At 72.4% G+C, this 25398-nt stretch carries 20 protein-coding genes; 12 read left to right on the forward strand and 8 right to left on the reverse strand.

Features of this window, described 5'->3' with window-relative positions; all coding sequences use genetic code 11:
- Positions 1 to 10: 10 nt before the first annotated feature.
- Positions 11 to 1777, forward strand: a complete 1767-nt coding sequence (locus ACZ66Z_RS00850; protein ID WP_469931804.1) for a glycoside hydrolase family 6 protein — start codon at positions 11 to 13, stop codon at positions 1775 to 1777.
- Positions 1778 to 2086: 309 nt separating this feature from the next.
- On the opposite strand, the gene ACZ66Z_RS00855 is transcribed toward ACZ66Z_RS00850, so the two are convergent.
- The gene (locus ACZ66Z_RS00855; protein WP_469931805.1) at positions 2087 to 3106 is read right to left on the reverse strand and encodes a LacI family DNA-binding transcriptional regulator; all 1020 of its coding nucleotides are present in this window, start codon (positions 3104 to 3106) and stop codon (positions 2087 to 2089) included.
- Between the two features lie 377 nt (positions 3107 to 3483).
- On the opposite strand from ACZ66Z_RS00855, the gene ACZ66Z_RS00860 reads away from it, so the two are divergent.
- The 4 genes from ACZ66Z_RS00860 to ACZ66Z_RS00875 all read left to right on the forward strand — a co-directional run bounded on the left by ACZ66Z_RS00860 (position 3484) and on the right by ACZ66Z_RS00875 (position 8452).
- Positions 3484 to 4827, forward strand: coding sequence for an ABC transporter substrate-binding protein (locus ACZ66Z_RS00860; protein ID WP_469931806.1), 1344 nt, complete (start codon positions 3484 to 3486; stop codon positions 4825 to 4827).
- A gap of 163 nt (positions 4828 to 4990) precedes the next feature.
- Positions 4991 to 5998, forward strand: coding sequence for a carbohydrate ABC transporter permease (locus ACZ66Z_RS00865; protein WP_469931807.1), 1008 nt, complete (start codon positions 4991 to 4993; stop codon positions 5996 to 5998).
- A 4-nt stretch (positions 5999 to 6002) separates the two neighbouring features.
- The gene (locus ACZ66Z_RS00870) at positions 6003 to 6917 is read left to right on the forward strand and encodes a carbohydrate ABC transporter permease (RefSeq protein WP_469931808.1); all 915 of its coding nucleotides are present in this window, start codon (positions 6003 to 6005) and stop codon (positions 6915 to 6917) included.
- A gap of 92 nt (positions 6918 to 7009) precedes the next feature.
- Positions 7010 to 8452: a GH1 family beta-glucosidase gene (locus ACZ66Z_RS00875; protein WP_469931809.1), complete on the forward strand. Its 1443-nt coding sequence runs from the start codon at positions 7010 to 7012 to the stop codon at positions 8450 to 8452.
- Between the two features lie 65 nt (positions 8453 to 8517).
- On the opposite strand, the gene ACZ66Z_RS00880 is transcribed toward ACZ66Z_RS00875, so the two are convergent.
- Both ACZ66Z_RS00880 and ACZ66Z_RS00885 read right to left on the reverse strand, forming a co-directional pair.
- Positions 8518 to 8988, reverse strand: coding sequence for a hypothetical protein (locus ACZ66Z_RS00880; RefSeq protein ID WP_469931810.1), 471 nt, complete (start codon positions 8986 to 8988; stop codon positions 8518 to 8520).
- A gap of 159 nt (positions 8989 to 9147) precedes the next feature.
- Complete coding sequence (locus tag ACZ66Z_RS00885) at positions 9148 to 9876, reverse strand: IclR family transcriptional regulator (RefSeq protein ID WP_469931811.1); 729 nt, start codon at positions 9874 to 9876, stop codon at positions 9148 to 9150.
- Between the two features lie 279 nt (positions 9877 to 10155).
- Between ACZ66Z_RS00885 and ACZ66Z_RS00890 the strand changes: the two genes are divergently transcribed.
- Positions 10156 to 11091: a glycerophosphodiester phosphodiesterase gene (locus ACZ66Z_RS00890; protein WP_469931812.1), complete on the forward strand. Its 936-nt coding sequence runs from the start codon at positions 10156 to 10158 to the stop codon at positions 11089 to 11091.
- A 24-nt stretch (positions 11092 to 11115) separates the two neighbouring features.
- Here the strand turns inward: ACZ66Z_RS00890 and ACZ66Z_RS00895 are convergent, their stop codons facing one another.
- Entirely contained in the window at positions 11116 to 11631 is a 516-nt protein-coding gene (locus ACZ66Z_RS00895; protein WP_469931813.1) for an HD domain-containing protein, read from the reverse strand.
- A 76-nt stretch (positions 11632 to 11707) separates the two neighbouring features.
- Between ACZ66Z_RS00895 and ACZ66Z_RS00900 the strand changes: the two genes are divergently transcribed.
- The gene (locus ACZ66Z_RS00900; protein WP_469931814.1) at positions 11708 to 12634 is read left to right on the forward strand and encodes a TIGR03564 family F420-dependent LLM class oxidoreductase; all 927 of its coding nucleotides are present in this window, start codon (positions 11708 to 11710) and stop codon (positions 12632 to 12634) included.
- Positions 12635 to 12646: 12 nt separating this feature from the next.
- Here the strand turns inward: ACZ66Z_RS00900 and ACZ66Z_RS00905 are convergent, their stop codons facing one another.
- Complete coding sequence (locus ACZ66Z_RS00905) at positions 12647 to 14920, reverse strand: MMPL family transporter (RefSeq protein WP_469931815.1); 2274 nt, start codon at positions 14918 to 14920, stop codon at positions 12647 to 12649.
- A 275-nt stretch (positions 14921 to 15195) separates the two neighbouring features.
- Between ACZ66Z_RS00905 and ACZ66Z_RS00910 the strand changes: the two genes are divergently transcribed.
- From ACZ66Z_RS00910 to meaB, 4 genes are all read left to right on the forward strand, one after another.
- On the forward strand, positions 15196 to 15867 hold the full coding sequence (locus tag ACZ66Z_RS00910) for a class I SAM-dependent methyltransferase (protein WP_469931816.1): 672 nt from the start codon (positions 15196 to 15198) through the stop codon (positions 15865 to 15867).
- A 113-nt stretch (positions 15868 to 15980) separates the two neighbouring features.
- On the forward strand, positions 15981 to 17792 hold the full coding sequence (locus tag ACZ66Z_RS00915) for a methylmalonyl-CoA mutase family protein (RefSeq protein ID WP_469931817.1): 1812 nt from the start codon (positions 15981 to 15983) through the stop codon (positions 17790 to 17792).
- Positions 17792 to 19966, forward strand: coding sequence for a methylmalonyl-CoA mutase (scpA, locus tag ACZ66Z_RS00920; RefSeq protein WP_469931818.1), 2175 nt, complete (start codon positions 17792 to 17794; stop codon positions 19964 to 19966). The genes ACZ66Z_RS00915 and scpA overlap by 1 nt, the downstream gene beginning before the upstream one ends.
- The gene (gene meaB / locus ACZ66Z_RS00925) at positions 19963 to 20946 is read left to right on the forward strand and encodes a methylmalonyl Co-A mutase-associated GTPase MeaB (RefSeq protein ID WP_469931819.1); all 984 of its coding nucleotides are present in this window, start codon (positions 19963 to 19965) and stop codon (positions 20944 to 20946) included. The genes scpA and meaB overlap by 4 nt, the downstream gene beginning before the upstream one ends.
- A gap of 51 nt (positions 20947 to 20997) precedes the next feature.
- Here meaB and ACZ66Z_RS00930 read toward each other — a convergent pair whose 3' ends face one another.
- The gene (locus ACZ66Z_RS00930; protein WP_352020256.1) at positions 20998 to 21438 is read right to left on the reverse strand and encodes a MarR family winged helix-turn-helix transcriptional regulator; all 441 of its coding nucleotides are present in this window, start codon (positions 21436 to 21438) and stop codon (positions 20998 to 21000) included.
- 155 nt (positions 21439 to 21593) lie between these two features.
- Between ACZ66Z_RS00930 and ACZ66Z_RS00935 the strand changes: the two genes are divergently transcribed.
- Positions 21594 to 23087 carry an MFS transporter gene (locus ACZ66Z_RS00935; protein WP_469931820.1) on the forward strand — a complete coding sequence of 498 codons (1494 nt, stop codon included), beginning with the start codon at positions 21594 to 21596 and terminating at the stop codon, positions 23085 to 23087.
- A 55-nt stretch (positions 23088 to 23142) separates the two neighbouring features.
- Here the strand turns inward: ACZ66Z_RS00935 and ACZ66Z_RS00940 are convergent, their stop codons facing one another.
- Together ACZ66Z_RS00940 and ACZ66Z_RS00945 are read right to left on the reverse strand one after the other, a co-directional pair.
- The gene (locus ACZ66Z_RS00940; protein ID WP_469931821.1) at positions 23143 to 24027 is read right to left on the reverse strand and encodes a geranyl diphosphate 2-C-methyltransferase; all 885 of its coding nucleotides are present in this window, start codon (positions 24025 to 24027) and stop codon (positions 23143 to 23145) included.
- A 14-nt stretch (positions 24028 to 24041) separates the two neighbouring features.
- A complete protein-coding gene (locus ACZ66Z_RS00945; RefSeq protein ID WP_469931822.1) occupies positions 24042 to 25316 on the reverse strand; it encodes a family 2 encapsulin nanocompartment cargo protein terpene cyclase in 1275 nt (424 codons plus the stop codon).
- Positions 25317 to 25398 lie beyond the last annotated feature (82 nt).

A 25398-nucleotide genomic window follows, 5' to 3' on the forward strand; every position in this document is an offset into this window, starting at 1 on the left:
CCCCACCCGCATGAGCCGCACCAGAAGCACCGGCCGCACCGCCCTCCTGGCGGCCCTCGGCCTGGTCACCGCCACCGGCGCCACCGCCACCGTCCTCGGCACCGCCACCGCCGGTGCCGCCACCGCCGGCTGCAAGGTCGACTACCGGATCACCAGCCAGTGGAACACCGGCTTCGGCGCCAACGTGACCGTCACCAACACCGGTGACCCGGTGGCCGCCTGGACCCTGGAGTGGTCCTACGGCGGCAACCAGCAGGTCACCCAGGGCTGGAACGCCACCGTCACCCAGTCCGGCACGGCCGTCACCGCCAAGAACGTCTCCTACAACGGAACCCTGGCCACGGGCGGCTCCACCTCCTTCGGCTTCAACGGCTCGTACAGCGGCACCAACGCCGTGCCGGCGACCTTCAAGCTGAACGGCGTCGCCTGCAACGGCGCCACCGATCCCACGACGCCTCCCACCACTCCCCCCACGACCCCGCCCACCACTCCCCCGACCACACCGCCCACCACCCCGCCGGCCGGCACCAAGGCCGACAACCCGTACGCCGGGGCCAAGGTGTACGTGAATCCCGAGTGGTCCGCGAAGGCGGCGGCCGAGCCCGGCGGCACCAAGGTCTCCCAGCAGCCCACCGGCGTCTGGCTGGACCGGATCGCCGCCATCAACGGGTCGAGCACCTCCATGGGCCTGCGCGCCCACCTCGACGAGGCCCTGAAGCAGAAGGGTTCCGGCGAGCTCGTCGTCCAGCTGGTCATCTACGACCTGCCCGGACGCGACTGCGCGGCGCTCGCCTCCAACGGCGAGCTCGGCCCGACGGAGATCGGCCGCTACAAGGCCGAGTACATCGACCCGATCGCCGCGATCCTCGCCGACTCCAAGTACGCGGGCCTGCGGATCGTCACCACGGTCGAGATCGACTCGCTGCCCAACCTGGTCACCAACGTCTCCGGGCGTCCCACGGCCACCGCCAACTGCGACGTCATGAAGGCGAACGGCAACTACATCACCGGCGTCGGCTACGCGCTCAAGAAGTTCGGCGCGATCGCCAACGTCTACAACTACATCGACGCCGGCCACCACGGCTGGCTGGGCTGGGACGACAACTTCGGCCCCTCCGCGGAGCTGTTCAAGGCCGCTGCCACGGCGGAGGGCTCCACGGTCTCCAACGTGCACGGCTTCATCGTCAACACCGCCAACTACAGCGCCCTGAAGGAGGACCACTTCACCATCGACGACAGCGTCAACGGCGTCTCCGTGCGCCAGTCCAAGTGGGTCGACTGGAACCGGTACACCGACGAGCTGTCCTACGCCCGGGCGATGCGCGACAAGCTGGTCTCGATCGGCTTCGACAGCCACCTCGGCATGCTGATCGACACCTCCCGCAACGGCTGGGGCGGCACCGCCCGGCCCACCGGCCCGGGCGCCCTGACCAGCGTCGACACGTACGTCAACGGGGGCAAGTACGACCGCCGCATCCACCTCGGCAACTGGTGCAACCAGTCCGGCGCGGGCCTCGGCGAACGGCCCCAGGCGGCCCCGGCCGCGGGCATCGACGCGTACGTCTGGATGAAGCCCCCGGGCGAGTCCGACGGCGCCTCCAAGGAGATCCCGAACAACGAGGGCAAGGGCTTCGACCGCATGTGCGACCCGACGTACACGGGCAACGCCCGCAACGGGAACAGCATGTCGGGCGCGCTGCCGGACGCCCCGCTCTCGGGCCAGTGGTTCTCGGCCCAGTTCCAGGAGCTCCTGAAGAACGCCCACCCGGCGCTGTAACTCTCGAAGGGGGTGTCGTCCCCGGCCCGGCGGGGCCGGGGACGACGCCTCCGAGAGCGCCTGCCCGGACCCTGGGGACGATCACCGGCCCTCCGTGCCGTGCGCTGTTCCGGACAGCCGGACCGGGGGCGGGGATCCGTACGACGGAGCCGACGGTGGCGAGACGGGACGGCGACGCGGCGCGGCGCGGCCGTCCGGATGACGGGCGGCGCTGGGCTGCCTGACCGCCGCGGGTGTCCTGCTCGCGACCGTCGGCACCGTCGCCCGGACGTTCCTGAACCCGATGGGCCACCGGCCGGGGTCGGACCGTCAGCAGGACCCCCGCACCACCAGCTCCGTGGGAAGGACCCGGCTCGGCCGGTCCGGGGTGCCGCCCACGTCCTGGATCAACATCCGCGCCATCGTGCGGCCCATCTCCTCGATGGGCTGGCGCACGCTCGTCAGCGGCGGGTCCATGAGCCGCGCGACCGGCGAGTCGTCGACGCCGACGAGGGCCACGTCCTCGGGGACCCGGCGGCCCGCCTCCCGCAGCGCTCCGCGCGCGCCCGCCGCCATCACGTCGGAGGCGGCGAAGACGGCGTCCAGGTCCGGTCTGCGGTCGAGGAGCCGCCGCATGGCCCGCCGACCGCCCTCCTCCGTGAAGTCGCCGACCGAGACGAGGCCCTCGTCGGGCGGGAGTCCGGCCTCCGTGAGCCCGGCCCGGTAGCCTCCGAGCCGGGCGCGCGCCACGTACATGTCGAGGGGTCCGGTGACGGTCGCGATGCGGCTCCGGCCGCGTCCCACCAGATGGGCCACGGCCGCCCGTCCGGCGCCGATGTTGTCGGAGTCCACGTACGGCACGGGCTCGGCCTCCGTGCGGCGGCCGTTCATCACGACCGGGAGGCCCAGCTCCCTGACGCGGTCGGGCAGCGGGTCGTCGCCGTGCACCGAGGCGAGCAGCACCCCGTCGACGCGCTGGGCGGCGAGGTACTGCTCGAAGCGCTGCCGCTCCTGCTCGCTGCGGACCAGGGTGAGCAGCAGCTGCTTGTCGGCGGCGGCGAGTTCGGCGCTGACCCCGCGGATGAGGTCGAGGAAGTAGGGCTCGGCGAAGAGCCGGGCCTCGGCCTCGGGGATGACGAGCGCGATCGCGTCGGTGCGGCTGCCCGCCAGGGCGCGGGCGGCCTGGTTGGGGACGTAGCCGAGTTCGGCGACGGCTCGGGCGACGGCCGTCCTGGTCCGCTCGCTCACCCGGGGGGAGCCGTTGATGACCCGGGAGACCGTGCCCCGGCCGACCCCGGCCCTGGCCGCGACCTGCTCCAGGGTGGGTCTGCCGCTCTGCCGTCCGTTCACCACTCCCGACCTCCCCTCGTAGGACAACGTGCCGCTCACCTGCCCGGATGACCGCCCGAGTCTATGGGAGCGCTCCCACACTAGTCCATGATCGCCGCACCGCGCCACGCCGCTCCACGCGCACGCGTTCAGGAGATGACGACCCGGCACTCCGCAGGACGGCGCGAAACCCCCGGAAAACCTTCCGGTAACGAATCCGCGTTCATCTCTTGACACCCGCACCCGCCAGGCAGCAACCTTCCGGCAACGACGTGGGAGCGCTCCCATAGGGACGCGACACCGCCTTGCATCAGGTCCTGGCAGGCGCCGCCGAGCCGCGATCGGCCGACCGGGCCTCTTGGCGCACAAAGAGCACCACCTTGGACGAGGAGAGTGGAATGCGCACTTCCAGCAGCAGACGCGGACGCCGTGCGGCGATCGCGGCGGTCGCCGTCGTCGTGACCGGCACGACCCTGCTCACCGGTTGCGGCAGCGACGAGGACGACGCCGGCAAGGACGGCCGGGGCACCGGGAAGATCACGCTGCGGATCGGGACCTTCGGTTCCTTCGGCTACGACGACAAGACCGGTGCCAAGCTCTACGCCGAGTACGAGCGGCTCCACCCGAACATCAAGATCGAGGAGTCGAACGTCTCCGACGGCCAGAAGTACTGGGACACGCTGAAGCTGCGCCTCGCCCAGAACAGCGGCGTCGCCGACATCCAGGCCGTCGAGGTGGGCTACATCGCCGAGGCGACCGGCACCGCCCTGGCGAACAAGTGGGTCGACCTGAGCAAGGAGGGCGGCGCCGACCTCGGCGACTTCCTCGACTGGAAGGTCAAGCAGGCCACGACGGCCGACGGCAGGGTCATCGGCCTCGGCACCGACATCGGCCCCATGGCCATCTGCTACAACAAGGAGCTCTTCGCCGAGGCCAAGCTGCCCACCGCCCGCGAGGAGGTCGGCAAGCTGTGGTCCGGCGACTGGTCCAAGTTCCTCGCGACCGGCGAGAAGTACAAGGCGGCCGCACCCGCCGGCACCGCCTTCCACGACTCCGCGAGCGGCCTCTTCAACGCCGTCGTCTCCAGTGACCCGGTGCAGTACGCCAACGCGAGCGGCGAGCTCGACTGGGAGAACAGCCCCGGCGTGAAGAAGGCCTGGGACACCGCCGTGAAGGCGGCCCGGGGCGGACTCACCGCCAAGCTGCGCCAGTTCGACGAGAAGGGCACCTGGAACGCCGCCTTCAAGAACTCGAAGTTCGCCACGGTCGCCTGCCCGAGCTGGATGACCGGCATCATCAAGGACCAGGCCGGCCCCGCCAACCAGGGCAAGTGGGACATCGCGGCGCCGCCGGTCGCCGGCAACTGGGGCGGCTCCTTCCTCGCCGTGCCCAAGGCCGGCAAGCACACCGAGGAGGCCGCCGAGCTGGCCGCCTGGCTGACCGCGCCGGAACAACACGCCAAGGTGTTCGCGGTCAACGGCAACATCCCCTCGTCCAAGGACACGCTCCTCTCCTCGGCGGTCCAGGAGGCGAAGCTGCCGTACTTCGGCGACACGCCGGTCGGCAAGATCTTCTCCAGCGCGGCGGTCGGCATCACCCCGGCCACCATCAGCCGCTACGACGGCCAGGTGAAGACCTTCCTCACCGACAACGGCATCCTCGACATCGAGCAGCGCGGCACCGACCCGGCCAAGGCCTGGGAGAACGTCAAGAAGCTGGTCGACGACAAGATCGACCACTAGGCCCCGTCCGGAAGGCCGCGCCCGGGCCGCGGCCCCCGCCCCCGGGCGGACGGCACCACTTTCCGGACCCGGCCCGACGGGGGCGCCTGCCGGTCCGTCGCCCGCGGGCGACGGACCGGCACCGTCCGCACCACCGCACGCATCGACCTGGAAGGACGCCCCCGTGGCCACCTCCGTTCGGGCGAAGCGGGACGGTTCCCCGCCGCCCGCCGCACCGCCCTCCTCCCCCGGCCGCCCCTCCGGCCGCCGTGCCGCCCCGGCCGGCCTGCGCAGCGCGCTCTACCGCTGGGACATCAAGGCGGTCCCGTACCTCTTCGTCGCCCCCTTCTTCCTCACCTTCGCCGCCTTCGGGCTCTTCCCGCTGCTCTACACCGGCTGGCTCTCGCTGAACCGGGTCGAGCTCGGCGGCGACCCGACGTGGAAGGGCCTGGAGAACTACACCGACCTCGCGACCAGCGAGTTCTTCTGGAACGCGCTGCTCAACACCTTCACCATCGGGGTGATCTCGACCGTTCCGCAGCTGCTCATGGCCCTGGGCCTGGCGCACCTGCTCAACTACAGGCTCCGCGGCCGCGGCTTCTTCCGGGTCGCGATCCTCGCCCCGTACGCCACCTCGATCGCGGCGGCGACCCTGGTCTTCGCCCAGCTGTTCAACACCGACTACGGGATGATCAACGGCCTCCTCGGCTGGATCGGCGTCGACCCGGTGGACTGGGAGTCGTCCAAGTGGCCGGCGCAGATCGCGATCTCGGTGATCGTCACCTGGCGCTGGACCGGCTACAACGCGCTGATCTACCTGGCCGCGATGCAGGCCGTGCCGCAGGACCTCTACGAGGCGGCCTCGCTCGACGGCGCCTCGCGCTGGCGGCAGTTCGTCAGCGTCACCATTCCGTCGATCCGGCCGACGATCCTCTTCACGATCATCGTCTCCACCATCGGCGCGACCCAGCTGTTCGGCGAGCCGATGCTCTTCGGCGGCAGCGTGGGCATCAGCGGCGGCAGCGGCAACCAGTTCCAGACGCTGAGCCTGCTGATGTACGAGAAGGGTTGGGTGACCGGCGCCCTGGGACAGGCCTCCGCGATCGCCTGGGTCATGCTCCTGCTCCTCCTCCTGATCGGCGGCGTCCAGGCGCTGGTCTCCCGCCGCGACCGCACGAAGCTGGGGGGATGACCTCATGGCCCGCACACTCGACACGACGCCGATCGAGGCCGGGGCCGAGGTCCCGGCGGCCCGGCCGGGACGTCGCTTCCGCCCGTCGGCCGGCCGTCAGCACCACGCGGGGCCGCTGACGTACGTCCTGCTCGTCGTCGCCGCGTTCGTCTCGCTCTTCCCGCTGTACTGGAACGTGGTGGCCGCCTCCCACACCGGCGAGCGGGTCGTGGAGGCCCCGGCGCCGCTGCTGCCCGGCAAGCGGCTCCTGGACAACCTCGGCTTCGCCTGGAACCAGGTCGACATGGGCGAGGCGCTGGTCAACACCACGATCGTGGCGGGCCTGGTGGCGCTGTCCACCGTGCTGTTCTCCACGCTCGCCGGCTTCGCCTTCGCCAAACTGCCCTTCCGCGGCCGGGGCGTGCTGCTCTCGCTCGTGGTCGCCACGATGACGATCCCGCCGCAGCTCAGCGTGATCCCGCTCTACCAGATCATCACGGACCTCGGCTGGTTCGACCAGCTCCAGTCGGTCGTGCTGCCCTCGCTGGTCGCCGCCTTCGGCGTGTTCTTCATGCGCCAGTTCCTGCTGGAGGCGCTGCCGACGGAGCTGGTGGAGGCCGCCCGGATGGACGGGGCGCACAGCCTCCGGATCATCTGGCACGTGGTCTTCCCCGTGGCCAGGCCGGCCATGGCCGTGCTCGGCATGCTGGTCTTCGTCCAGGCGTGGAACGACTTCTTCTGGCCGTTCATCGCGCTCACCCCGGACGGCAACCCCACGCTCCAGGTGGCGCTCGCCGGACTCGGCGCGGGCAGCCACACCGTGGACCACGCCGTGGTGCTGACCGGCGCCCTGATCTCCACCGTGCCGCTGCTGCTGGTCTTCGCCTTCCTCGGCAAGCACATCGTCGGCGGCATCACGGCCGGCGCCGTCAAGAGCTGACCGGCCGCGCCGCGCCCCTCTCCGTACCGAAGCACCGAAGTACCGAACCGCCGTACCGCACACACCCGTACCCGTGTTGGGAGCCCCCTCCTATGACCGCGCCCGAAATCCGGCCGCTCACCGCCGTCCGCTCGTTCCCCGCCGACTTCCTGTGGGGCGCCGCCACCGCCGCGTACCAGATCGAGGGAGCGGCGGCTGAGGACGGCCGCACCCCCTCCATCTGGGACACCTTCTCGCACACCCCCGGCAAGGTCTTCGAGGGGCACACCGGTGACGTGGCCGTCGACCATTACCACCGGTTCCGCGAGGACGTCGGGATCATGGCCGAACTCGGCCTGAACGCCTACCGGTTCTCCGTCTCCTGGTCCCGTGTCCAGCCCACCGGCCGGGGGCCGGCCGTCCAGCGGGGCCTCGACTTCTACCGGCGGCTCGTCGACGAGCTGCTCGCCGCCGGGATCGAACCGGCGCTGACCCTCTACCACTGGGACCTGCCGCAGGAGTTGGAGGACGCGGGCGGCTGGCCGGAGCGGTCGACCGCCGAGCGGTTCGCCGAGTACGCGGGGGTCGTCGCCGGTGCCGTCGGCGACCGGGTGAAGCGGTGGACCACGCTCAACGAGCCGTGGTGCAGCGCCTTCCTGGGGTACGGCTCCGGGGTGCACGCACCGGGCCGGACCGATCCGGTGGCCGCGCTGCGCGCCGCCCACCACCTCAACCTCGGGCACGGTCTCGCGGTCCAGGCGCTGCGGGCCGCGCTGCCGGCGGACCGGCAGATCGCGGTCTCGCTCAACCTGCACGAGATCCGTCCGCTGACCGGTTCGGCGGAGGACCTGGACGCGGCCCGTCGCATCGACGCCGTCGGCAACCGGATCTGGCTGGGCCCGATGCTGGAGGGCGCCTATCCGGAGGACCTGTTCGCCGACACGGCGCACCTCACCGACTGGTCCTTCGTCCGGGAAGGCGACACGGCGGCGGTGCACCAGCCGCTGGACCTGCTCGCGATCAACTACTACACGCCGACGGTGGTCTCGACGGTCCCGGAGGGCGCGGAGAAGCCGCAGGACGACGGCCACGGCAACAGCGAGCACTCGCCGTGGCCGGGGGCGGACGCGGTCGCCTTCCACCGGGCGCCGGGCGAGCCGACGGCGATGGGCTGGGCGGTCGACCCGAGCGCGCTGTACGACCTGCTGACCCGGGTCTCCGCGGCGTACCCCGATCTTCCCCTGGTGATCAGCGAGAACGGGGCGGCGTACGAGGACGCGGTCGGTCCGGACGGTTCGGTGCACGATCCGGAGCGCGCCGCCTATGTGCACGCGCACCTGGAGGCGGTGCACCGGGCGATGTCGGACGGGGTGGACGTGCGCGGCTACTTCCTCTGGTCGCTGCTCGACAACTTCGAGTGGGCGTACGGCTACGCGAAGCGGTTCGGCGCGGTCCGGGTGGACTACGACACCCTGGAGCGCACCCCGAAGTCCAGCGCCCGCTGGTACGCCCGGGTGGCGCGCTCGGGTGAGCTGCACGCGCCCGGCGGGCACTGAGGCGGGACGGGGAAGGGCCGTGCCGGGTGCCCGGCACGGCCCTTCCCCCGGGTGGTGTCCGTCCGTCAGATGTCGACGACCCGGTAGCCGATGACGTAGACGCCGCCGGAGCCCTCGACGGTGCGCCACTGGGTCTCGGCACCGACCTCGCTGCCGGTGACGAGCGTGGCGCCGAGCTTGTCGTCGCCGCCGAAGGTGTCCTTGTCCCACAGGGTCAGGGTGCGGGCCTGCTCCTTGCCGAGGATGAGCGCGGCGTTGCCGTTGCCGTCCGCCATGGACCGGACGTAACCGGTGCCCATGGTCTGGTAGCTGATGCCGTTGCCGGGCCAGACCTTGACGGCGTTGCCGTTGGCGTCGGTGATCTTGAGGTAGGCCTCGTCGTGGTCGCCCTCGCTGTTCTGCTGGCAGTGCAGCTCGAACAGCTCGATCTTCACGTAGTCGATCGGCTCGGCGTGCGCGGTGCCGGCGAAGGCGCCGAGGCTGCCGAGTCCGAGCAGGGCGGTGGCGGCGATTCGGACGACTCGGTTCTTGCTCATGTGGTCCCCCCACACATCGGGTCACGCGTGTGACGTGGTGTCCGGTCCGCCTTTCCCGGCGGCCCCGGTGTGCCGTTTCCCCCCGGCACGACACCCACTGTGCCCGGCGGCACCGCCCCCGCTCTACGCGCGTTCCACTGGGCGGAACGGTGCGGGGAACTACGGGACGAGGGCGGCCGTCGGGACCGGTGCCCGCCGGTGGCCCCGGGCGAGCGCGCGGGTGATCGCGGCCCCCGTCCCGGCGACGGCCCCGGCCAGCGCGTCGAGTCCGCGGCCCGCGGGGACCATGCCGGCGAGCGCCGCGACCGTGCGGCCGTCCGGGGCGCGGACCGGCAGCGCGGCGCAGCACACCCCCTCCATCACGTCCTCCCGGTCGAGCACCGGCCCGCCGCGGAGGGGGCCGCGCAGCGCCTTCCCGGCGGCGGTGTCGAGGCGGAACGCGATGCCGTCGCGTACGGGGAGGAGGGGCTCCAGGTCGCCGGGCACCGAACTCACGGTGATCGCCATGTCCTCGCGCAGCACGGCGAGGACGACGCTGGCGCCGGTGAGGGCCCTGAGGCGCTGGAGGGGCAGCCGGGCGGCGGGACGCAGACCGGGGTGCGGCTCCCAGGCCTGGCCGAGGCGGTAGAGCTGCGGGCCGACCCGGTAGCGGTTGCCCTTGCGTTCCACGGCGCCGACTCCGACCAGCTGGTCGAGCAGCCGGTGGACGCTGCCCTTGGGCACGCCGCAGGCGAGCGCGAGTTCGGTCACGCCTGCCTCGTCGCCGTTCCGGCGCAGGGCGTCGAGCAGTGCGAACGCGCCTTCCAGCACTCCCCGGCCGCGCTCCTGGCGCCCCGGAGCGTCCGTCTCCGCGACGCCGCCCGTTCTCCGTGCCGTTCCGGTGTCCATGAGTCCCCCTGACTCGGTACGCCCGGCCGTGGTCCCCCGATGGCACGGCTGCGGGCACAGGCCCACGATGCCGCAGACCGGACGATTCGGCCAAAGGGCCGGCGCGGTGCGTCGTGTCGTGTCGTGTCGCGCCGTGTTGCGCCCCGGCACGTCGTGTCGCGTCGTGCCCCGGCGTTTCGTGTCGTGTCGCCCGTCGACCTCCAGGATTTGTCGACTCGTCACGTGCCGTGCGGTGTGGGGCCCCGGCGGGGCCACCGTCCGTACCTAAGCTCTGCGTCCATGAACCACCTCCCGTCCCGCGCGCCCCGGATCCGACGGCGCTTCGGTTACGGCCCGGCGGTGCTCGCCGCGGCCCTGGTCCTCGCCGCCCCGCCCAACCTGTCCGCGGAGCCGACCGCGTACGCCCCCCGGCCCGCCGCGCCGCGGCACGCGCCGCCCCCGGGCACGCACGCGGCGGGCCACTGGCTCCGCGCGGCCGGGGAGCCGCTGACCGTGTTCGCCCACCGGGGGGCCTCGTCCGCCGCGCCCGAGAACACCCTGGTCTCCGACGAGGTGGCCCGGCGGGGCGGGACCACGTGGATCGAGAACGACGTCCAGCCCAGCAAGGACGGCGTGCCGTACATCCTCCACGACGCGACCGTCGACCGGACGACCGACGGCACGGGCACGCTCCGCTCGCTGACCTCGGCCCAGCTGGACGCCCTGGACGCCGGCTCCTGGTTCGCCCCCGTCTTCACCGGCACGCGCGTCCCGACGCTGGCCGCCCAGCTGGCGGACCTCCGGACGCGCGGCGGCAACCTGCTCCTGGAGATCAAGGGCCGGCAGACCGAGGCCGAGGTGGCCCGGATCGTGCGGGAGGTGCGGGACCAGGGCATGACCGACCGGGTCTTCGTCCAGAGCTTCGACGTCACGTCCCTGCGGCTCGCCCACGAGCTGGCGCCCGAGCTGCCGTTGGGCCTGCTGCGCGACGACCTGGACCCCGATCCGGTCGCCGTCGCCGAGGAGCTGGACCTGGCCGCGTACAACGTCTCGGACAAGGGACTCTCCGCCCGTTCGGGCGCCGTCGACGAGCTGCACGCGGCGGGCGTGGCCGTGAACGTGTGGACGGTCGACAGCGCGGCGCGGTGGAAGGCCCTGGACGAACTCGGCGTGGACGGCGTCATCACCAACCGTCCGACGGAGCTCACGGGCTGGATCGCGGGCCGACGGGCCTGAGGCCCGGCCGGCCGGTCAGGCCGGTCAGGCCTGACCGGCCGTCCCGGTGAGCTCGGCGAGCAGGTCGGGGTTGACCACCCGGAGGATCGTCGCGATGTCCCCGGGGTCGGCCGCCGGCCACAGGACGGCCCTGGCCGCGCGGTACTTGGCGGCCAGCCGTTCCCGCCGGTCGGGCGGCAGGGCGGCGGCCCGGTCCGCGCGGCTGTTGTGCGCGTTGTCGGCGATCTTCACGAGGGTGGCCTCGGGATCCTCCGTGATGCGGCGGAGCTTCTCCGCGTACTCCGTGTCCGGGTGGTTGGTGACGGCTTCGACGAGGGCGACGACCCGGGCGGGGACCCCGGCGGCGCGCAGCCGCTCCGCCGTCCACTCCGTGTCCTCGATGACGTCGTGCAGCAGACCGGCCATGGCCAGGTGCGGGCCGAGCGGCTCCAGGCCGGCGGCGACCGCGCGGACGTGGGCGACGTAGGGGACGCCGGTCTTGTCGACCTGTCCGGCGTGCGCGCGGTCGGCCAGTGCGTCCACTTCGGCGAGCGTCTTCATGCCCCCATCATCCCCGCCACGCGCCGTTCACACGGAACCGGGAATGCCGGTGCCGGAACGGCCTGTTGCCGGGTGCATGACCCTTGGAGTGACGCTCAGCTCGACCTCCCGGCAGCTTCCGATCGACGACACGGTGCGGCTCGCGCGGGAGGCGCGCGACGCCGGCCTGCACTCGGCGTGGTTCGGCCAGTCCTTCGCGTACGACTCCCCCTCGCTCGCCGCGATCGTCGGGCGCGAGGTGCCCGGGCTGCACGTCGGGACGTCCGCGATCCCGGTCTTCGGCCGCCATCCGCTGCTCGTCTCCAGTCAGGCGCAGACCGCGCAGGCCGCCACCGGCGGCCGCTACCACCTGGGGCTCGCCCTCGGCACCCGGCACCTGACGGAGACCGCGTTCGGCCTCCCGTACGAGCGGCCGATCGGGCTGCTCCGGGAGTTCCTCACGGCCCTGCGGCCGCTCCTGGAGACCGGCGGGGCCGATTTCCACGGCGAGCTGCTGACGGCGACGACTCCGTACTCGGCGGCGGTGCCGGGGGCCGACCCGGCGGTGCCGGTGCTCGTCGCCGCGATGGGGCCGCAGGCCCTGCGGGTGAGCGGTGAACTCGCCGACGGCGTCCTGCCGTTCCTGGCGGGTCCGCGGGCGCTCGCCGAGCACCTCGTCCCGGCCGTGACGGCCGCCGCCGAGGCGGCGGGCCGCCCCGCGCCCCGGATCGTGGCCCTCGTGCCGGGCGTGGTGACGGCGGACGCCGAGGGCGTGCGGCAGAGGGCGGCGGAGGCGCTCGCGCTCTACGAGCGGGTCCCCTCCTACCAGCGTGCGATCGAGCTCTCCGGCGCCGACGGGGCGGCCGGACTGGCCGCGATCGGGGACGAGGAGACGGTCGCCGCCGAGGTGCGGCGCTACCGCGAGGCGGGGGCGACGGAGGTGGTGTTCACCGCGACGGACCTGGGCGGCGAGGAGGACCGCCGCCGCACCTGGAAGCTGCTCGGCGAGCTGTCGCGGGGCTGAGCCGGTGCCGGTTCACCTCTTCCCGGCGGTCTCCGGGACGTCGTGGCCCTCCTCGCCCTCGGTGTCCAGGTGGGGCAGGATCCGGTCGAGCCAGGCCGGGGTCCACCAGGCGTGGCGGCCGAGGAGGGTCATCACGGCGGGCACGAGGAGCAGGCGCACCACGGTGGCGTCGATGAGGACGCTGGCGGCGAGGCCGAGGCCGAGCATCTTGACGACGATGTTGTCCGAGACGATGAAGGCCGCGAAGACGCTGACCATGATCAGTGCGGCGCAGGTGATGACCCGGGCGGTGATCTCCAGGGCGTGGGCCACGCTGGCCTTCGAGTCCCCGGTGCGCAGCCAGGCCTCGCGGACGCGGGACAGCAGGAAGATCTCGTAGTCCATGCTCAGGCCGAAGACGATGGCGAACATCATCATCGGCACGTAGCTCTCGATGGGCACCTTGCCGTTGACTCCGAGTGCGGGCCCGCCCCAGCCCCACTGGAAGACGGCCACGACGACGCCGTAGGAGGCGGCGATGGAGAGCACGTTGAGCACGGCCGCCTTGACCGCGACGAGGAGTCCGCGGAAGACGATCAGGATGACGAGGAAGGCGAGTCCGACCACGACGGCGATGATCAGCGGCAGGCGGCTGGAGACGATGTCGAGGAAGTCGACCTGGGCGGCCGTGTTCCCGGTGACGTAGGTCTGCGCGTCGGTGCCGGCCACCGCCTGCGGGAGGACGTCGTCGACGAGGTGGTTGGTCAGTTGGGTGGTCTTCTCGTCCTGCGGGGAGGTGGTGGAGTAGGCGGTGCCGACGAGGACGTCCCCGTCGGAGGTGGTCTGCAGCGGGGTGATGAAGGCGGCGTCGGGTACGCCCGTCAGCGAGTCCTTGAGCTTGGTGCCGAGGGCGGCCCGGTCGGCCGCGGGCACGGCCGACTGGTCGACGACGAGGGTGAGCGGCCCGTTCGCGCCGGGGCCGAAGGCCGTGGAGATCAGGTCGTAGGCCCGCCGGTCGGTGAACGACTCGGGGTCGGCTCCGTCGCCGATGTGGCCGAGCTGGATGAAGAGCAGGGGGAAGGCGAGGACGAGCAGGACCAGGACGCCGCCGGTGAGGAACCACCAGGGGCGCTTCTCGACGCGTTGCGCGTACCGGTGCCAGGTGCCGTGCGCGGGTGCGCCGGGCTCGGCGTCGGTCTCCGCCACGGGCTTGCGGACGTGGTAGCGGTCGATCCGGTGGCCGACGAGCCCGAGCATGGCCGGGACGAGGGTGAGCGCGGCGATGACGGCGGTGACGACCGTGAAGGCGGCCGCCAGGCCGAGTTTGCCGATGAAGGTGACGCCGGAGACCCACAGGCCGGACAGGGCGATGATGACCGTGCAGCCGGAGACGAGGACCGCGCGGCCGCTGGTGGTGGTCGCGCGGGCGGCCGAGTCGGCGGGATCGTGGCCGTTCATGAGGTTCTGGCGGTGGCGGGTGATGAGGAACAGCGCGTAGTCGATTCCGACGCCGAGGCCGATCATGGTGGCCAGGGTGGGCGAGACCGTGCCGAAGGTGAAGGCGGCCGCCATCAGGCCCAGCAGGGCGAGCCCGCAGACCGCTCCGAGGAGTGCGGTGACCAGCGGCATGACGGCGCCGATGACGCTGCCGAAGCCGATGAGGAGGACGACGATCGCGACGGCGAAGCCGATGGCCTCGCTGCTGCGGTCGTCGGCCGTCGGCCGGGCGAGTTCGCCGAGCGAACCGCCGTACTCGACGGTGACGCCGGCGTCCCTGAGCGGCTGGACGGCGGCGTCGACGCCGTTCAGGTAGTCGGTGCCGAGGGTCGAGGGCGCCACGCTGAAGCGGACGGTGATGTAGGCGGTCTTGCCGTCCGTGGAGAGCGGGCCGGTGTTGGGTGTCCCGGCCGGGAGCGCCGGCGGGGTGGTACCGGGCGGCGGCAGCGGGTTCTGGGCGCCGAGGACGTCGGGGAGCTTCGCGAGGGCGGCGACGGCGGAGTTGACCGCGGACGACTCCTGGGTGAGGGGCTTGGAGGGGTCGTTCAGGACGACTTGGGCGCTGTATCCGCCGGCGGCGGGATCGTGCGCCTTGAGGACGTCGAGGCCCTCGGCCGACTGCACTCCGGGAAGCGCGAAGTCGTCGGAGAACATTCCGCCGACGGCCCGGTCGGTGATCTGGAGTCCCGCGACGGCCGCCAGCCAGAGGGCGATGACGACGAGGAAGTGACGGGCGCACCAGTGACCGAGTCGGTAGAGAGCACCTTGGGGGGATGCTGGCCGGCCCTGGGCCGGGCTTCCTGCGTTCATGGCATGGCCGTGTCCGGATAGGGAAGTCCCCGAGCGGTTCCGGCACCCGCGTCCTGCGGGCCTACTCCGTCCATTGTTCGTCCGGCTCCGCGCTCCGGCATCTCGACCGCACGAAGACCGGCGGAAGCCCGGAGAAGACCGGTGGGAAGCCGGTGGGAAGCGCGTGGGAAGCGGGTAGGAAGCCGCCCGGGACGGGCGGTCGGCCCGTGCGGTCCGGGAAACCCGGGAACCCGGAAAATCCGGGGAATCCGGGGAATCCGGGAAAGGGGAGCAGCATGCGGGACGAGGGTGTCGGGCGGAAGCCGCTGTCGGCGGCGGAACTGTTCGACGAGCTGGGCATGGCGTACGAGCGGGCCTTCGGGCGCCTGCCGGAGCAGACGGCGGCGGTGGACTGGCTCACGGAGCGCCTGGGCGCGGGGGCCCGGGTCCTGGACGTCGGCAGCGGGACGGGGCGGCCGGTCGCCGACCGCCTGGTGCGGGCGGGGTGCGCGGTGACGGGCATCGACGTGTCCGGGGAGATGGTCGGGCTGGCCCGCGCACAGGTGCCGGGGGCCGTGTTCGAGCAGGTGGACGTCCGTGACTACGACGCTCCGCCGGAGGGCTTCGACGCCGTGTGCGCCTTCTTCCCGCTGCTGATGATGAGCCGGGCGGAGGCGTCCGCCGCCCTGGAGCGGATGGCGGGCTGGGTGGCGCCGGGGGGTTATCTGGTGACCGCCACGGTGCCGGCGGACGTGGACGGGGTGGAGATCGAGTTCATGGGCCGGCCGGCCAGGGTCTCCAGCTTCCCGGTGGAGGAGTACGTGCGGACGCTGCGGGAGGACTGCGGTCTCGACGTCCTCCGGCACGAGGTGTCGGTGTTCCGGCCGGACGACGAGCGCGCGGTTCCGGAGGAGCACCTCTTCTGTTTCGCGCGGCGCCCCGCTCGGGCCGACGGCGGGAGGACCTGAGCCGGCCGGGGGTCGTCCCGCCGTTCGGGAGGTCGTCTCGGAACGCGGAAGAGAAGAAGGTCACAGTCGTACGCTCTCCTGCTCCTTTGTGGATCTCCCCTAGCATCCGAGCCATGACGGTCCTGCCTGACGACGGGCTCTCCCTGGCGTCCGAATTCCCAGACGCGCCACATGAGCAGTGGCAACACCTCGTGGCGGGTGTCCTGCGCAAGTCGGGCAAGGAGGTCTCCGGCGACGCCGCCGAGGACGCCCTGTCCACTCTGCTGGAGGACGGCCTCGACACCCGCCCGCTGTACACCGCGCGCGACTCCGCCCCCGATCCCGGCCTGCCCGGCTTCGCTCCCTTCGTGCGCGGCGGACGCGCCGAGGGCAACACGGCCGGCGGCTGGGACGTGCGCCAGCTCCACGCGACGGCCGACGGCGAGGCCGTCCTCGCCGACCTGGAGAACGGCGTCACCTCCCTCTGGCTCGGTGTCGGCGGCACCGGCATCCCGGTGTCCTCGCTCGACGGCGTCCTCGAGGGCGTCTACCTCGACCTGGCGCCCGTCGTCCTCGACGCGGGCGACGAGACGGAGGCCGCCGCCGAGCGACTGCTGCGGCTGTACGAGGAGCGGGGCGTCGCCCCGGAGGCGGCCCGGGGCAACCTGGGCGCGGACCCGCTGGGCCACGAGGCCCGCACCGGCCGCCCGGCGTACGACCTCGCGTCCGTGACCGGTCTCGCGCGCCGCTGCGCCGACCGGTACCCGGGGCTGCGGGCCCTGACCGTGGACGCCCTGCCGTACCACGAGGCCGGCGGTTCGGCCGCGCAGGAGCTGGGCGCCTCGCTCGCGACCGGTGTCGCGTACCTGCGCGGGCTGACCGAGGCCGGACTGGGCGTCACGGAGGCGTGCGGTCAGCTGGAGTTCCGTTACGCGGCCACCGCCGACCAGTTCCTGACGATCGCGAAGCTGCGCGCCGCGCGCCGTCTGTGGGCCCGCGTCGCCGAGGCCTGCGGCGCCCCGGAGGCGGGTGCGCAGCTCCAGCACGCGGTGACCTCGCCGGTGATGATGACGCGCCGCGACCCGTGGGTGAACATGCTGCGCACGACCATCGCGACGCTCGCGGCGGGCGTGGGCGGTGCCGGCAGCGTCACCGTGCTGCCCTTCGACGACGCGCTCGGCCTGCCGGACGCGTTCTCCCGCCGGATCGCCCGCAACACCTCCAGCGTCCTCATCGAGGAGTCGCACCTGTCCCGGGTGATCGACCCGGCGGGCGGTTCCTGGTACGTGGAGCGGCTCACCGACGAACTCGCGCGCGCCGCCTGGGAGTTCTTCCAGGACATCGAGCGGGAGGGCGGTCAGGCCGCCGCGCTGCGCTCCGGCACGATCGGCGAGCGGCTCGCCGGGACCTGGGCCGCGCGCAGCCGGAAGCTCGCCACCCGCCGGGAACCGATCACCGGTGTCAGCGAGTTCCCGCACCTCGCGGAGAAGCCCGTGGACCGCGTGCCCGCGCCCGAGCCGCCGTCCGGCGGTCTTCCCCGCGTGCGGCGCGACGAGGCGTACGAGGCGCTGCGCGCCCGTTCCGACGCCCACCTCGCGGCGACCGGCGCCCGGCCCCGCGTCTACCTGGCCGCGCTCGGCCCGGCGGCCGCGCACTCGGCCCGGCTCGCCTTCGCCGCGAACCTCTTCCAGGCGGGCGGCATCGAGGCCGTCACCGAGGGCACGTTCGAGGAGAGCGGCGCCCGCGAGGCCTGCCTCTGCTCCAGCGACGCGCTGTACGAGGAGGGGGCGGAGGCCGCCGCCGGGGAGCTGCGCGCGGCCGGGGCCGAGCACGTCCTCCTCGCCGGGCGCCCCGGGTCGTACGCCGGTGTCGACACGTACGTCTTCGCCGGCTGTGACGCCGTCGCCCTGCTCTCCACCGCCCTCGACCGCATGGGAGTGTCCTGATGTCCATCCCCGATTTCTCCGGGATCGAGCTCGGGGCACAGGCCGCCGCCGGCGGCCCCGAGGAGTGGCGCGCGGCCGTGAAGAAGGCGGCGGGCGGTGACGACCTGCTGTGGGAGACCCCGGAGGGCATCGCCGTCAAGCCGCTCTACACCGGGCAGGACCTGGAGGGCCTGGACTTCCTCGACACCCTCCCGGGCATCGCCCCGTACCTGCGCGGCCCGTACCCGACGATGTACGTCAACCAGCCCTGGACGATCCGTCAGTACGCGGGCTTCTCCACGGCCGAGGAGTCGAACGCCTTCTACCGGCGCAACCTCGCGGCCGGCCAGAAGGGCCTGTCGGTCGCCTTCGACCTGCCGACCCACCGCGGCTACGACAGCGACCACCCGCGCGTCACCGGCGACGTCGGCATGGCCGGTGTGGCCATCGACTCGATCTACGACATGCGGCAGCTGTTCGACGGCATCCCGCTGGACAAGATGTCCGTGTCGATGACGATGAACGGCGCGGTGCTGCCGGTCCTCGCGCTGTACATCGTGGCGGCCGAGGAGCAGGGCGTACCGCCCGAGAAGCTGGCCGGGACCATCCAGAACGACATCCTCAAGGAGTTCATGGTCCGCAACACGTACATCTATCCGCCCGGGCCGTCGATGCGGATCATCTCCGACATCTTCGCCTACACCTCGCAGCGGATGCCGCGCTACAACTCCATCTCCATCTCCGGGTACCACATCCAGGAGGCGGGCGCGACGGCCGACCTGGAGCTGGCGTACACCCTGGCGGACGGCGTGGAGTACATCCGCGCGGGGCGTGAGGCCGGGCTCGACGTGGACGCGTTCGCGCCGCGCCTGTCGTTCTTCTGGGCGATCGGCATGAACTTCTTCATGGAGATCGCCAAGCTGCGCGCCGCGCGGCTGCTCTGGGCGAAGCTGGTGAGGCAGTTCGATCCGCAGAACGCCAAGTCGCTGTCCCTGCGGACCCATTCGCAGACCTCCGGCTGGTCGCTGACCGCGCAGGACGTGTTCAACAACGTCACGCGGACGTGCGTGGAGGCGATGGCGGCGACCCAGGGCCACACCCAGTCGCTGCACACCAACGCCCTCGACGAGGCGCTCGCGCTGCCCACGGACTTCTCGGCGCGCATCGCGCGGAACACGCAGCTGCTGCTCCAGCAGGAGTCGGGCACCTGCCGGACGATCGACCCGTGGGGCGGCAGCGCGTACGTCGAGAAGCTCACCTACGACCTGGCCCGCCGCGCCTGGCAGCACATCCAGGAGGTCGAGCAGGCCGGCGGCATGGCGAAGGCCATCGACGCGGGCATCCCGAAGCTGCGCGTGGAGGAGGCGGCGGCCCGCACCCAGGCCCGGATCGACTCCGGCCGGCAGCCGGTGATCGGCGTCAACAAGTACCGGGTCGCGTCGGACGAGCAGATCGACGTCCTCAAGGTCGACAACTCCTCCGTCCGCGCCCAGCAGATCGCCAAGCTGCGTCGGCTGCGCGAGGAGCGCGACGAGACCGCCTGCCGGGACGCGCTCGACGCGCTCACCCGGGCCGCGGGCGGCGACGGCAACCTCCTGGAGCTCGCGGTGCGCGCGGCCCGCGCGAAGGCCACCGTCGGCGAGATCTCGGAGGCCCTGGAGAAGGTGTACGGCCGTCACGCGGCGCAGATCCGTACGATCTCCGGTGTGTACCGCAACGAGACAGGCGAGTCCCCCTCCGTGGAGCGCACCCGCGCCCTGGTCGACGCCTTCGGCGAGGCCGAGGGGCGCCGGCCGCGCATCCTGGTCGCCAAGATGGGCCAGGACGGCCACGACCGCGGCCAGAAGGTGATCTCCACCGCCTTCGCCGACCTGGGCTTCGACGTGGACGTCGGCCCGCTGTTCCAGACCCCGGCCGAGGTGGCCCGTCAGGCCGTCGAGGCGGACGTGCACGTCGTCGGGGTCTCGTCGCTGGCCGCGGGGCACCTCACCCTCGTGCCGGCGCTGCGTGAGGAGTTGGCGGCGGAGGGCCGCGAGGACATCATGATCGTGGTCGGCGGCGTGATCCCCCCGCAGGACGTGGCGACGCTCCTGGAGATGGGTGCGGCGGCCGTGTTCCCGCCGGGGACGGTGATCCCCGACGCGGCCCACGACCTGGTGACCCGGCTGGCGGCCGGCCTCGGGCACGACCTGTGATCGGTCTCGACACGTACGTGAAGGGCGTGCTCGACGGGAAGCGGGCGGTGATCGCCCGTGCGATCACCCTCGTCGAGTCGACCCGCCCCCAGCACCGTGCGCTGGCGCAGGAGCTCCTCACGGAGCTCCTGCCGCACAGCGGCAAGGCCGTGCGGATCGGGATCAGCGGGGTGCCCGGGGTCGGGAAGTCGACCTTCATCGACGCGTTCGGGACGATGCTGACCGGGCTCGGCCACCGGGTGGCGGTGCTCGCCGTCGACCCGTCGTCGACCCGTACGGGCGGCTCCATCCTCGGCGACAAGACCCGGATGGAGCGGCTCGCCGTCGACCCGGCGGCCTTCGTGCGCCCCTCCCCCAGCGCGGGCACGCTCGGCGGGGTCGCGAAGGCGACCCGCGAGTCGATGGTCGTGATGGAGGCCGCGGGGTACGACGTGGTGCTCGTGGAGACGGTGGGCGTCGGCCAGTCCGAGACCGCCGTCGCGAACATGGTCGACTCGTTCCTGCTGCTCACCCTGGCCCGTACGGGCGATCAGCTCCAGGGCATCAAGAAGGGCGTCCTGGAGCTGGCCGACGTGGTCGCGGTCAACAAGGCGGACGGTCCGCACGAGCGCGACGCCCGCGCCGCCGCGCGGGAACTGGCGGGTGCGCTGCGGCTGATGCACGGCGCCGACGCGATCTGGACGCCGCCGGTCCTCAGCTGCAGCGCGCGGGAGTCTGCGGGCCTCGACGAGGTCTGGGAGCGGCTGCGGCAGCACCGCGCGCTCCTCGACTCGACGGGCCGTCTCACGGCCAAGCGCCAGGACCAGCAGGTCGACTGGGCCTGGTCGATGGTCCGTGACGAGCTGCTGCGGCGGTTGCGCACCGACCCGGCGGTCCAGGAGGCCACGCCCTCGCTGGAGCGGCGGGTCAGGAGCGGGGAGCTGACGGCGACGCTGGCCGCCGAGGAGATCCTGAGGGCCTTCGGGGAGCGCCGGGGCTGAAGCGCCGGCCCCTTCGGGGCTCCTTCGTGGACGCCTGTACGGGACTTCCCGTCAGGCGTCCTTCTCCATGCCCGGGCGCAGCCGCGCCAGCAGGGCGTACAGGGTCGCGCTGTCCTCCGCGCCGAGCGTGTCGAGGGCGCCGTGGGTCGCCTGCATCTCCTCGCGGACCCGCCGGATGACGTCCCGGCCCTCGTCGGTCGCCACGACGTTCTTGACGCGCCGGTCGGAGGCGTCGGGCTCGCGGCGCACGAGACCGCGTCCCTCCAGGCGGTCCACGATCCCGGTGACGTTCGACGCGTCGCAGACCAGCAGCGTGGCGAGGGCGCGCATCGGCAGCGGGCCGTTCAGCTGGGCGAGCACCTTGGCCTGGGTGGAGGTCAGTCCGTGGTGGGCGGCGGCCGCGGCGAAGTCGCGCCACTGGGCCGTGCCGATGGCGGCGAGGAGCTCAAGCAGCTGGAGCTTGGTGGGCGTCTCGGGGGTCGTCGCGCTCATGCTTCGAGCGTACTCACGATCCTTGACATTATCAATTGTTTACTTAAGCGACTCAAGCATTTACTTGACCTCCTCAATCATCGGGCCCTACCTTCGTCGTATTACTTGATGACATCAAAGATCTACGACCTGAAGCACCGAGAAGGCCCCCACCCATGAGTCACGAGACCACCCCGCCCACCGCCGACCCCCGGCGCGAGACGCTCGTCGTCTTCGCGCTGAGCCTCGCCGCCATGGTCGTGTCGATGATGCAGACCCTGCCGGTCCCGATCCTCGGCCTCATCCGCGCCGACCTCGGCACCTCGGCCGCGAACGTGAGCTGGGTGACCACCGCCACGCTGCTCTCCGCCGCCGTCTTCACCCCGCTGCTCGGCCGCTTCGGCGACCAGCACGGCAAGAAGCCCACCCTCGTCGCCGTCCTCGGCGTCATGGTCGCCGGCTCCGTCGTCGCGGCCCTGGCCACCTCGCTCCCCCTGCTGGTCCTCGGCCGCGTCCTCCAGGGCGCCGCCACCGCGATCTTCCCGCTGGCCCTGTCCGTGCTGCGCGAGGAGGTCCGTCCGCAGAAGCTGCCCGGCGCGATGTCCCTCGTCAGCGGCACCCTGGCCTTCGGCAGCGGCCTCGCGCTCGTCGCCACCGGCCTGCTCACCTCCGGCTCCGACGCCGACTACCGCAGCGCCTTCTGGATGGCCACGGGCTTCGCCGCGATCGCCCTGCTCGCGGTCGTGTTCCTGGTCCCCGCGACCCGCCACAAGACCGGCGGCCGCACCGACTTCCTCGGCGCGCTCACCCTCGGCGCCACCCTGCTGCTGCTCCTGCTGCCGATCTCGCAGGGCCACGAGTGGGGCTGGACCTCCGGCCGCACCCTCGGCAGCTTCGCCGGCGCGGCCGTCATGACCGTCGTCTGGGTCCTCACCGAGCTCAAGGTCCGCGAGCCCCTCGTCGACATGCGGATGTTCGTGCACCGACCGGTGCTCATGGCGAACCTCGCCGGCGTCCTCGTCGGCTTCGGCATGTTCGCGAACTTCCTGGGCGTCTCGTACCTCGTCCAGATGCCCGAGGCCCTCACCGGCTACGGCTTCGGCGCGTCCATCCTGCGGGCCTCCGTCGAGTTCCTGCTGCCCGGCGCGATCGTCTCCCTGCTCGCCTCGCCGATCGGCGGCCGGCTGGTCCGCCACCGCGGTCCGCGCACCGCGCTGACCCTGGCCGCCGTCCTGGGCGCCGTGGGCTTCGGCTGGCTCGGCATCGACCACGGCCACACCGCCTCGGTGATCGGCGCCGGCGTGATCGTCGGCGCGGCCGTCAGCTTCGGCTACGCGGCCATGCCCGCCGTCATCATGGCGAGCGTCCCGCACCACCAGAGCGGCATCGCCAACGGCATCAACTCCATCTCCCGCTCCACCGGCAGCGCGATCGGCAGCGCCGTGGTCACCACGATCCTGGCGTCGAAGACGATCGAGCACCTGCCCGCCGGCGTCCCGGCGCTGCCCGCCGAGTCCGGCTTCACCCTCACCTTCGGGATCGGCGCCGCCGCCTTCGCGCTCGTCGCCGTCATCGCGCGCCTCGGCCTGCGGGCCGGCCAGGCGCCCCGCACCGAGCGCGTGAGCGCACCGGCCGCCGAGACCGAGAAGGAGAAGGCGGCCGCGGCATGACGGGAGGGGCGGACCCGTCGTCCGACGGGTCCGCCCCTTTCGTACCGCCGCCGGGTCAGACGCGGTCGGCCGCGATCAGGACGTACTGGAAGGAGCCGTCCCTGTACGACTCGATGAACGCCTCCTCGATGCCGGTGACCAGCGAGGACGTGGCCCGCAGTTCCCAGTAGGGCAGGGTGTCCGGCGTCAGGTCGACGACGGCCTGCGGGACGAGCCGGTTGTCGGCCATCGCGCGCAGGTACTCGCGGCGGGAGTGGATGTTGCACTCGAAGTGCGCGTTGATCTGGGAGACCCACTTCGAGGGCTGGCCGTACTTCGGGTTCCAGCATCCGGTGATGGTCACGTAACGCCCGCCGACCTTGAGGAACCGGGAGTGCTCGGCGAACAGGTCGTCCAGGTCGACGTACATGCTCGACTCGTTGTTCCACGAGGCGGCGATGCTGCCCTTCTCGAAGGGGGTGTCGAGCATGTTGCACACCTGGGCGTGGACGTGGTCCTCGATGCCCAGCTCCTTGGCCCGCTTGTTGCCGAACTCGGCCTGCGCGGAGGAGAGGGTGACGCCCTCGACCTTGCAGCCGAAGCGCTGGTGGGCCATGACGCTCGAACCGCCGCGGCCGCAGCCGGCGTCGACGAGGGTGTCCTCGCGGCCGATGGCGCCCAGGTGGTCCAGGAGGACCTCGGCCTGCGCCGACTCCAGGCGGTGCAGCTCGGCGATCAGCTTCTTCTCGTAATCGCCGTCCTCGACGTCACCGAGGGAGGCGTGGTCGACGGCGCCGATGCCGTAGTGGTGGTGGTACAGCCCGTCGACATCACCGAGGCGCAGGTTCACGGGCCTGGCCTCGGCGTTCCAGTAACGGGCGATGTCTCCCTGGTACGGCGTCGCCGGGGCGGGGACGAACGCGGAGGTGCCGTTGACGGTGGGGAGCTCGGTGTTGGTCACAGGTGAATCCGTTCTTACCAGAAATCGGGCAGGCTGTAGCGGTACGTGTTGGTCTGGTGCCAGTAGTGGTTGCCGTCCACCCACACGGCCACTCCGCGCAGGAAGCGGAGCACACTGGGGACGGGGCAGGCGGCGGCCAGTTCGGCGGACGCGGCCTCGAAGTCGCGCATGAGGTCGTTGTGGACCTCGACCGCCTTCAGGTAGGCGTCCTTCTCCGAGAGGGACTCCTTCTCGGCGAGGACCACCGGCAGGTTCATGTGCCGTCCGGGGCTGGCGAGTTCCTTGGTGTACGAGTACAGGTCGTTGACGATGGTGCTGGCGTTGCCGGCGAGGGCCAGGACCCGCTGCATGCCCGGCTGGGCGTGCAGGTCGGCGGGGAGTTCGTAGCCGCCGACGGTGTCGGTGATGGTGGGGCAGGGGCGGAAGTTGTTGAACTGCCGCATCACCAGGTACTCCCACACCTCCGGCACGTGGTTCGTCTCGTCCCACGCGGCCTCGGCGAGGTAGCCCATGTGCAGCCGGGCCATGTCGTGCCGGAACCGGTCGGCCTGGGAGGGGGTCGCCAGCCGGGCGAAGTACTCCATGGCGGAGCGGTAGGAACGCCGGGGCGCGTCCGCGTGGAGCGACTCCGCCCACACCGGCTGGTACTCCGCCGTCGAGTGCAGCGGGTCCAGGGCGGTGTGCGCGAGGAGGAGCCGGCCGCCCAGACCGATGGGCGAGCCGCCGAGGTCCTCGCAGTAGCAGTCGTCGACCGCGTTCTCGGCGACCATCAGCCGGGCGGCGACCATGAGGTGTTCGACGGTCGGGGCGTCCGGGTGGCAGGCCACCATGTAGCGCCCGACGTGGAACCCGTCGAAGTCGCCCTCCCAGTCCTCGGGGTAGAGCTGGATCTCGTCGAGCGCCCAGGACTTGATGCGGAGGCTGACCTCCTCCACCCGCACCGGGTCGGGCTCCGGCACCGGGTGCCAGTAGAGGCCCGGGATGATCAGGGCGTCCGTCGGCGCCGCGGCTGGGGGCGCCGGGGACACCGGGCGGGGGACCTCCTCGCGCGGGACCAGGGACAGGCCCGCCGTGCCCAGGCCGGTGGGACCGCGCAGGATGCGTGCCACCTCGGTCCGGGCGGCGGGGGGTTCGGCCGCGGGCACCGCGGCGGGGGCGGCCTGCGGGTGCGCGGTGCCGAGGGCCTCGGCTTCGGCGCGGGCCGCCGCGGCGGCGAGGACGTGGGTCCCGAAGTGGGCCGCGGCGCCGGGCAGGCTGGACTGCAGAGGGGAAGGCCCGGGATCGGGCATCCGTGACTCCTTGGAAAGAGGGGTGGGCCGTCCCGGATTCGGGCACGCCGGCCCGGCCCGGATGGTCCGGGTGGTGGTGGCC

The organism is Streptomyces sp. NPDC107498 (assembly GCF_055582805.1).

Excerpts from the sequence above, each read along its gene's own strand:
- ACZ66Z_RS00910 (WP_469931816.1), top strand. The coding sequence starts at position 15,196 with ATGCGGGACGAGGGTGTCGGGCGGAAGCCGCTGTCGGCGGCGGAACTG.
- ACZ66Z_RS00860 (WP_469931806.1), top strand. The coding sequence starts at position 3,484 with ATGCGCACTTCCAGCAGCAGACGCGGACGCCGTGCGGCGATCGCGGCG.
- ACZ66Z_RS00870 (WP_469931808.1), top strand. The coding sequence starts at position 6,003 with ATGGCCCGCACACTCGACACGACGCCGATCGAGGCCGGGGCCGAGGTC.
- ACZ66Z_RS00900 (WP_469931814.1), top strand. The coding sequence starts at position 11,708 with ATGACCCTTGGAGTGACGCTCAGCTCGACCTCCCGGCAGCTTCCGATC.
- ACZ66Z_RS00930 (WP_352020256.1), bottom strand. The coding sequence starts at position 21,438 with ATGAGCGCGACGACCCCCGAGACGCCCACCAAGCTCCAGCTGCTTGAG.
- ACZ66Z_RS00850 (WP_469931804.1), top strand. The coding sequence starts at position 11 with ATGAGCCGCACCAGAAGCACCGGCCGCACCGCCCTCCTGGCGGCCCTC.
- ACZ66Z_RS00945 (WP_469931822.1), bottom strand. The coding sequence starts at position 25,316 with ATGCCCGATCCCGGGCCTTCCCCTCTGCAGTCCAGCCTGCCCGGCGCC.
- ACZ66Z_RS00915 (WP_469931817.1), top strand. The coding sequence starts at position 15,981 with ATGACGGTCCTGCCTGACGACGGGCTCTCCCTGGCGTCCGAATTCCCA.
- scpA (WP_469931818.1), top strand. The coding sequence starts at position 17,792 with ATGTCCATCCCCGATTTCTCCGGGATCGAGCTCGGGGCACAGGCCGCC.
- ACZ66Z_RS00885 (WP_469931811.1), bottom strand. The coding sequence starts at position 9,876 with ATGGACACCGGAACGGCACGGAGAACGGGCGGCGTCGCGGAGACGGAC.
- ACZ66Z_RS00880 (WP_469931810.1), bottom strand. The coding sequence starts at position 8,988 with ATGAGCAAGAACCGAGTCGTCCGAATCGCCGCCACCGCCCTGCTCGGA.
- ACZ66Z_RS00905 (WP_469931815.1), bottom strand. The coding sequence starts at position 14,920 with ATGAACGCAGGAAGCCCGGCCCAGGGCCGGCCAGCATCCCCCCAAGGT.
- ACZ66Z_RS00895 (WP_469931813.1), bottom strand. The coding sequence starts at position 11,631 with ATGAAGACGCTCGCCGAAGTGGACGCACTGGCCGACCGCGCGCACGCC.
- ACZ66Z_RS00875 (WP_469931809.1), top strand. The coding sequence starts at position 7,010 with ATGACCGCGCCCGAAATCCGGCCGCTCACCGCCGTCCGCTCGTTCCCC.
- ACZ66Z_RS00890 (WP_469931812.1), top strand. The coding sequence starts at position 10,156 with ATGAACCACCTCCCGTCCCGCGCGCCCCGGATCCGACGGCGCTTCGGT.
- ACZ66Z_RS00935 (WP_469931820.1), top strand. The coding sequence starts at position 21,594 with ATGAGTCACGAGACCACCCCGCCCACCGCCGACCCCCGGCGCGAGACG.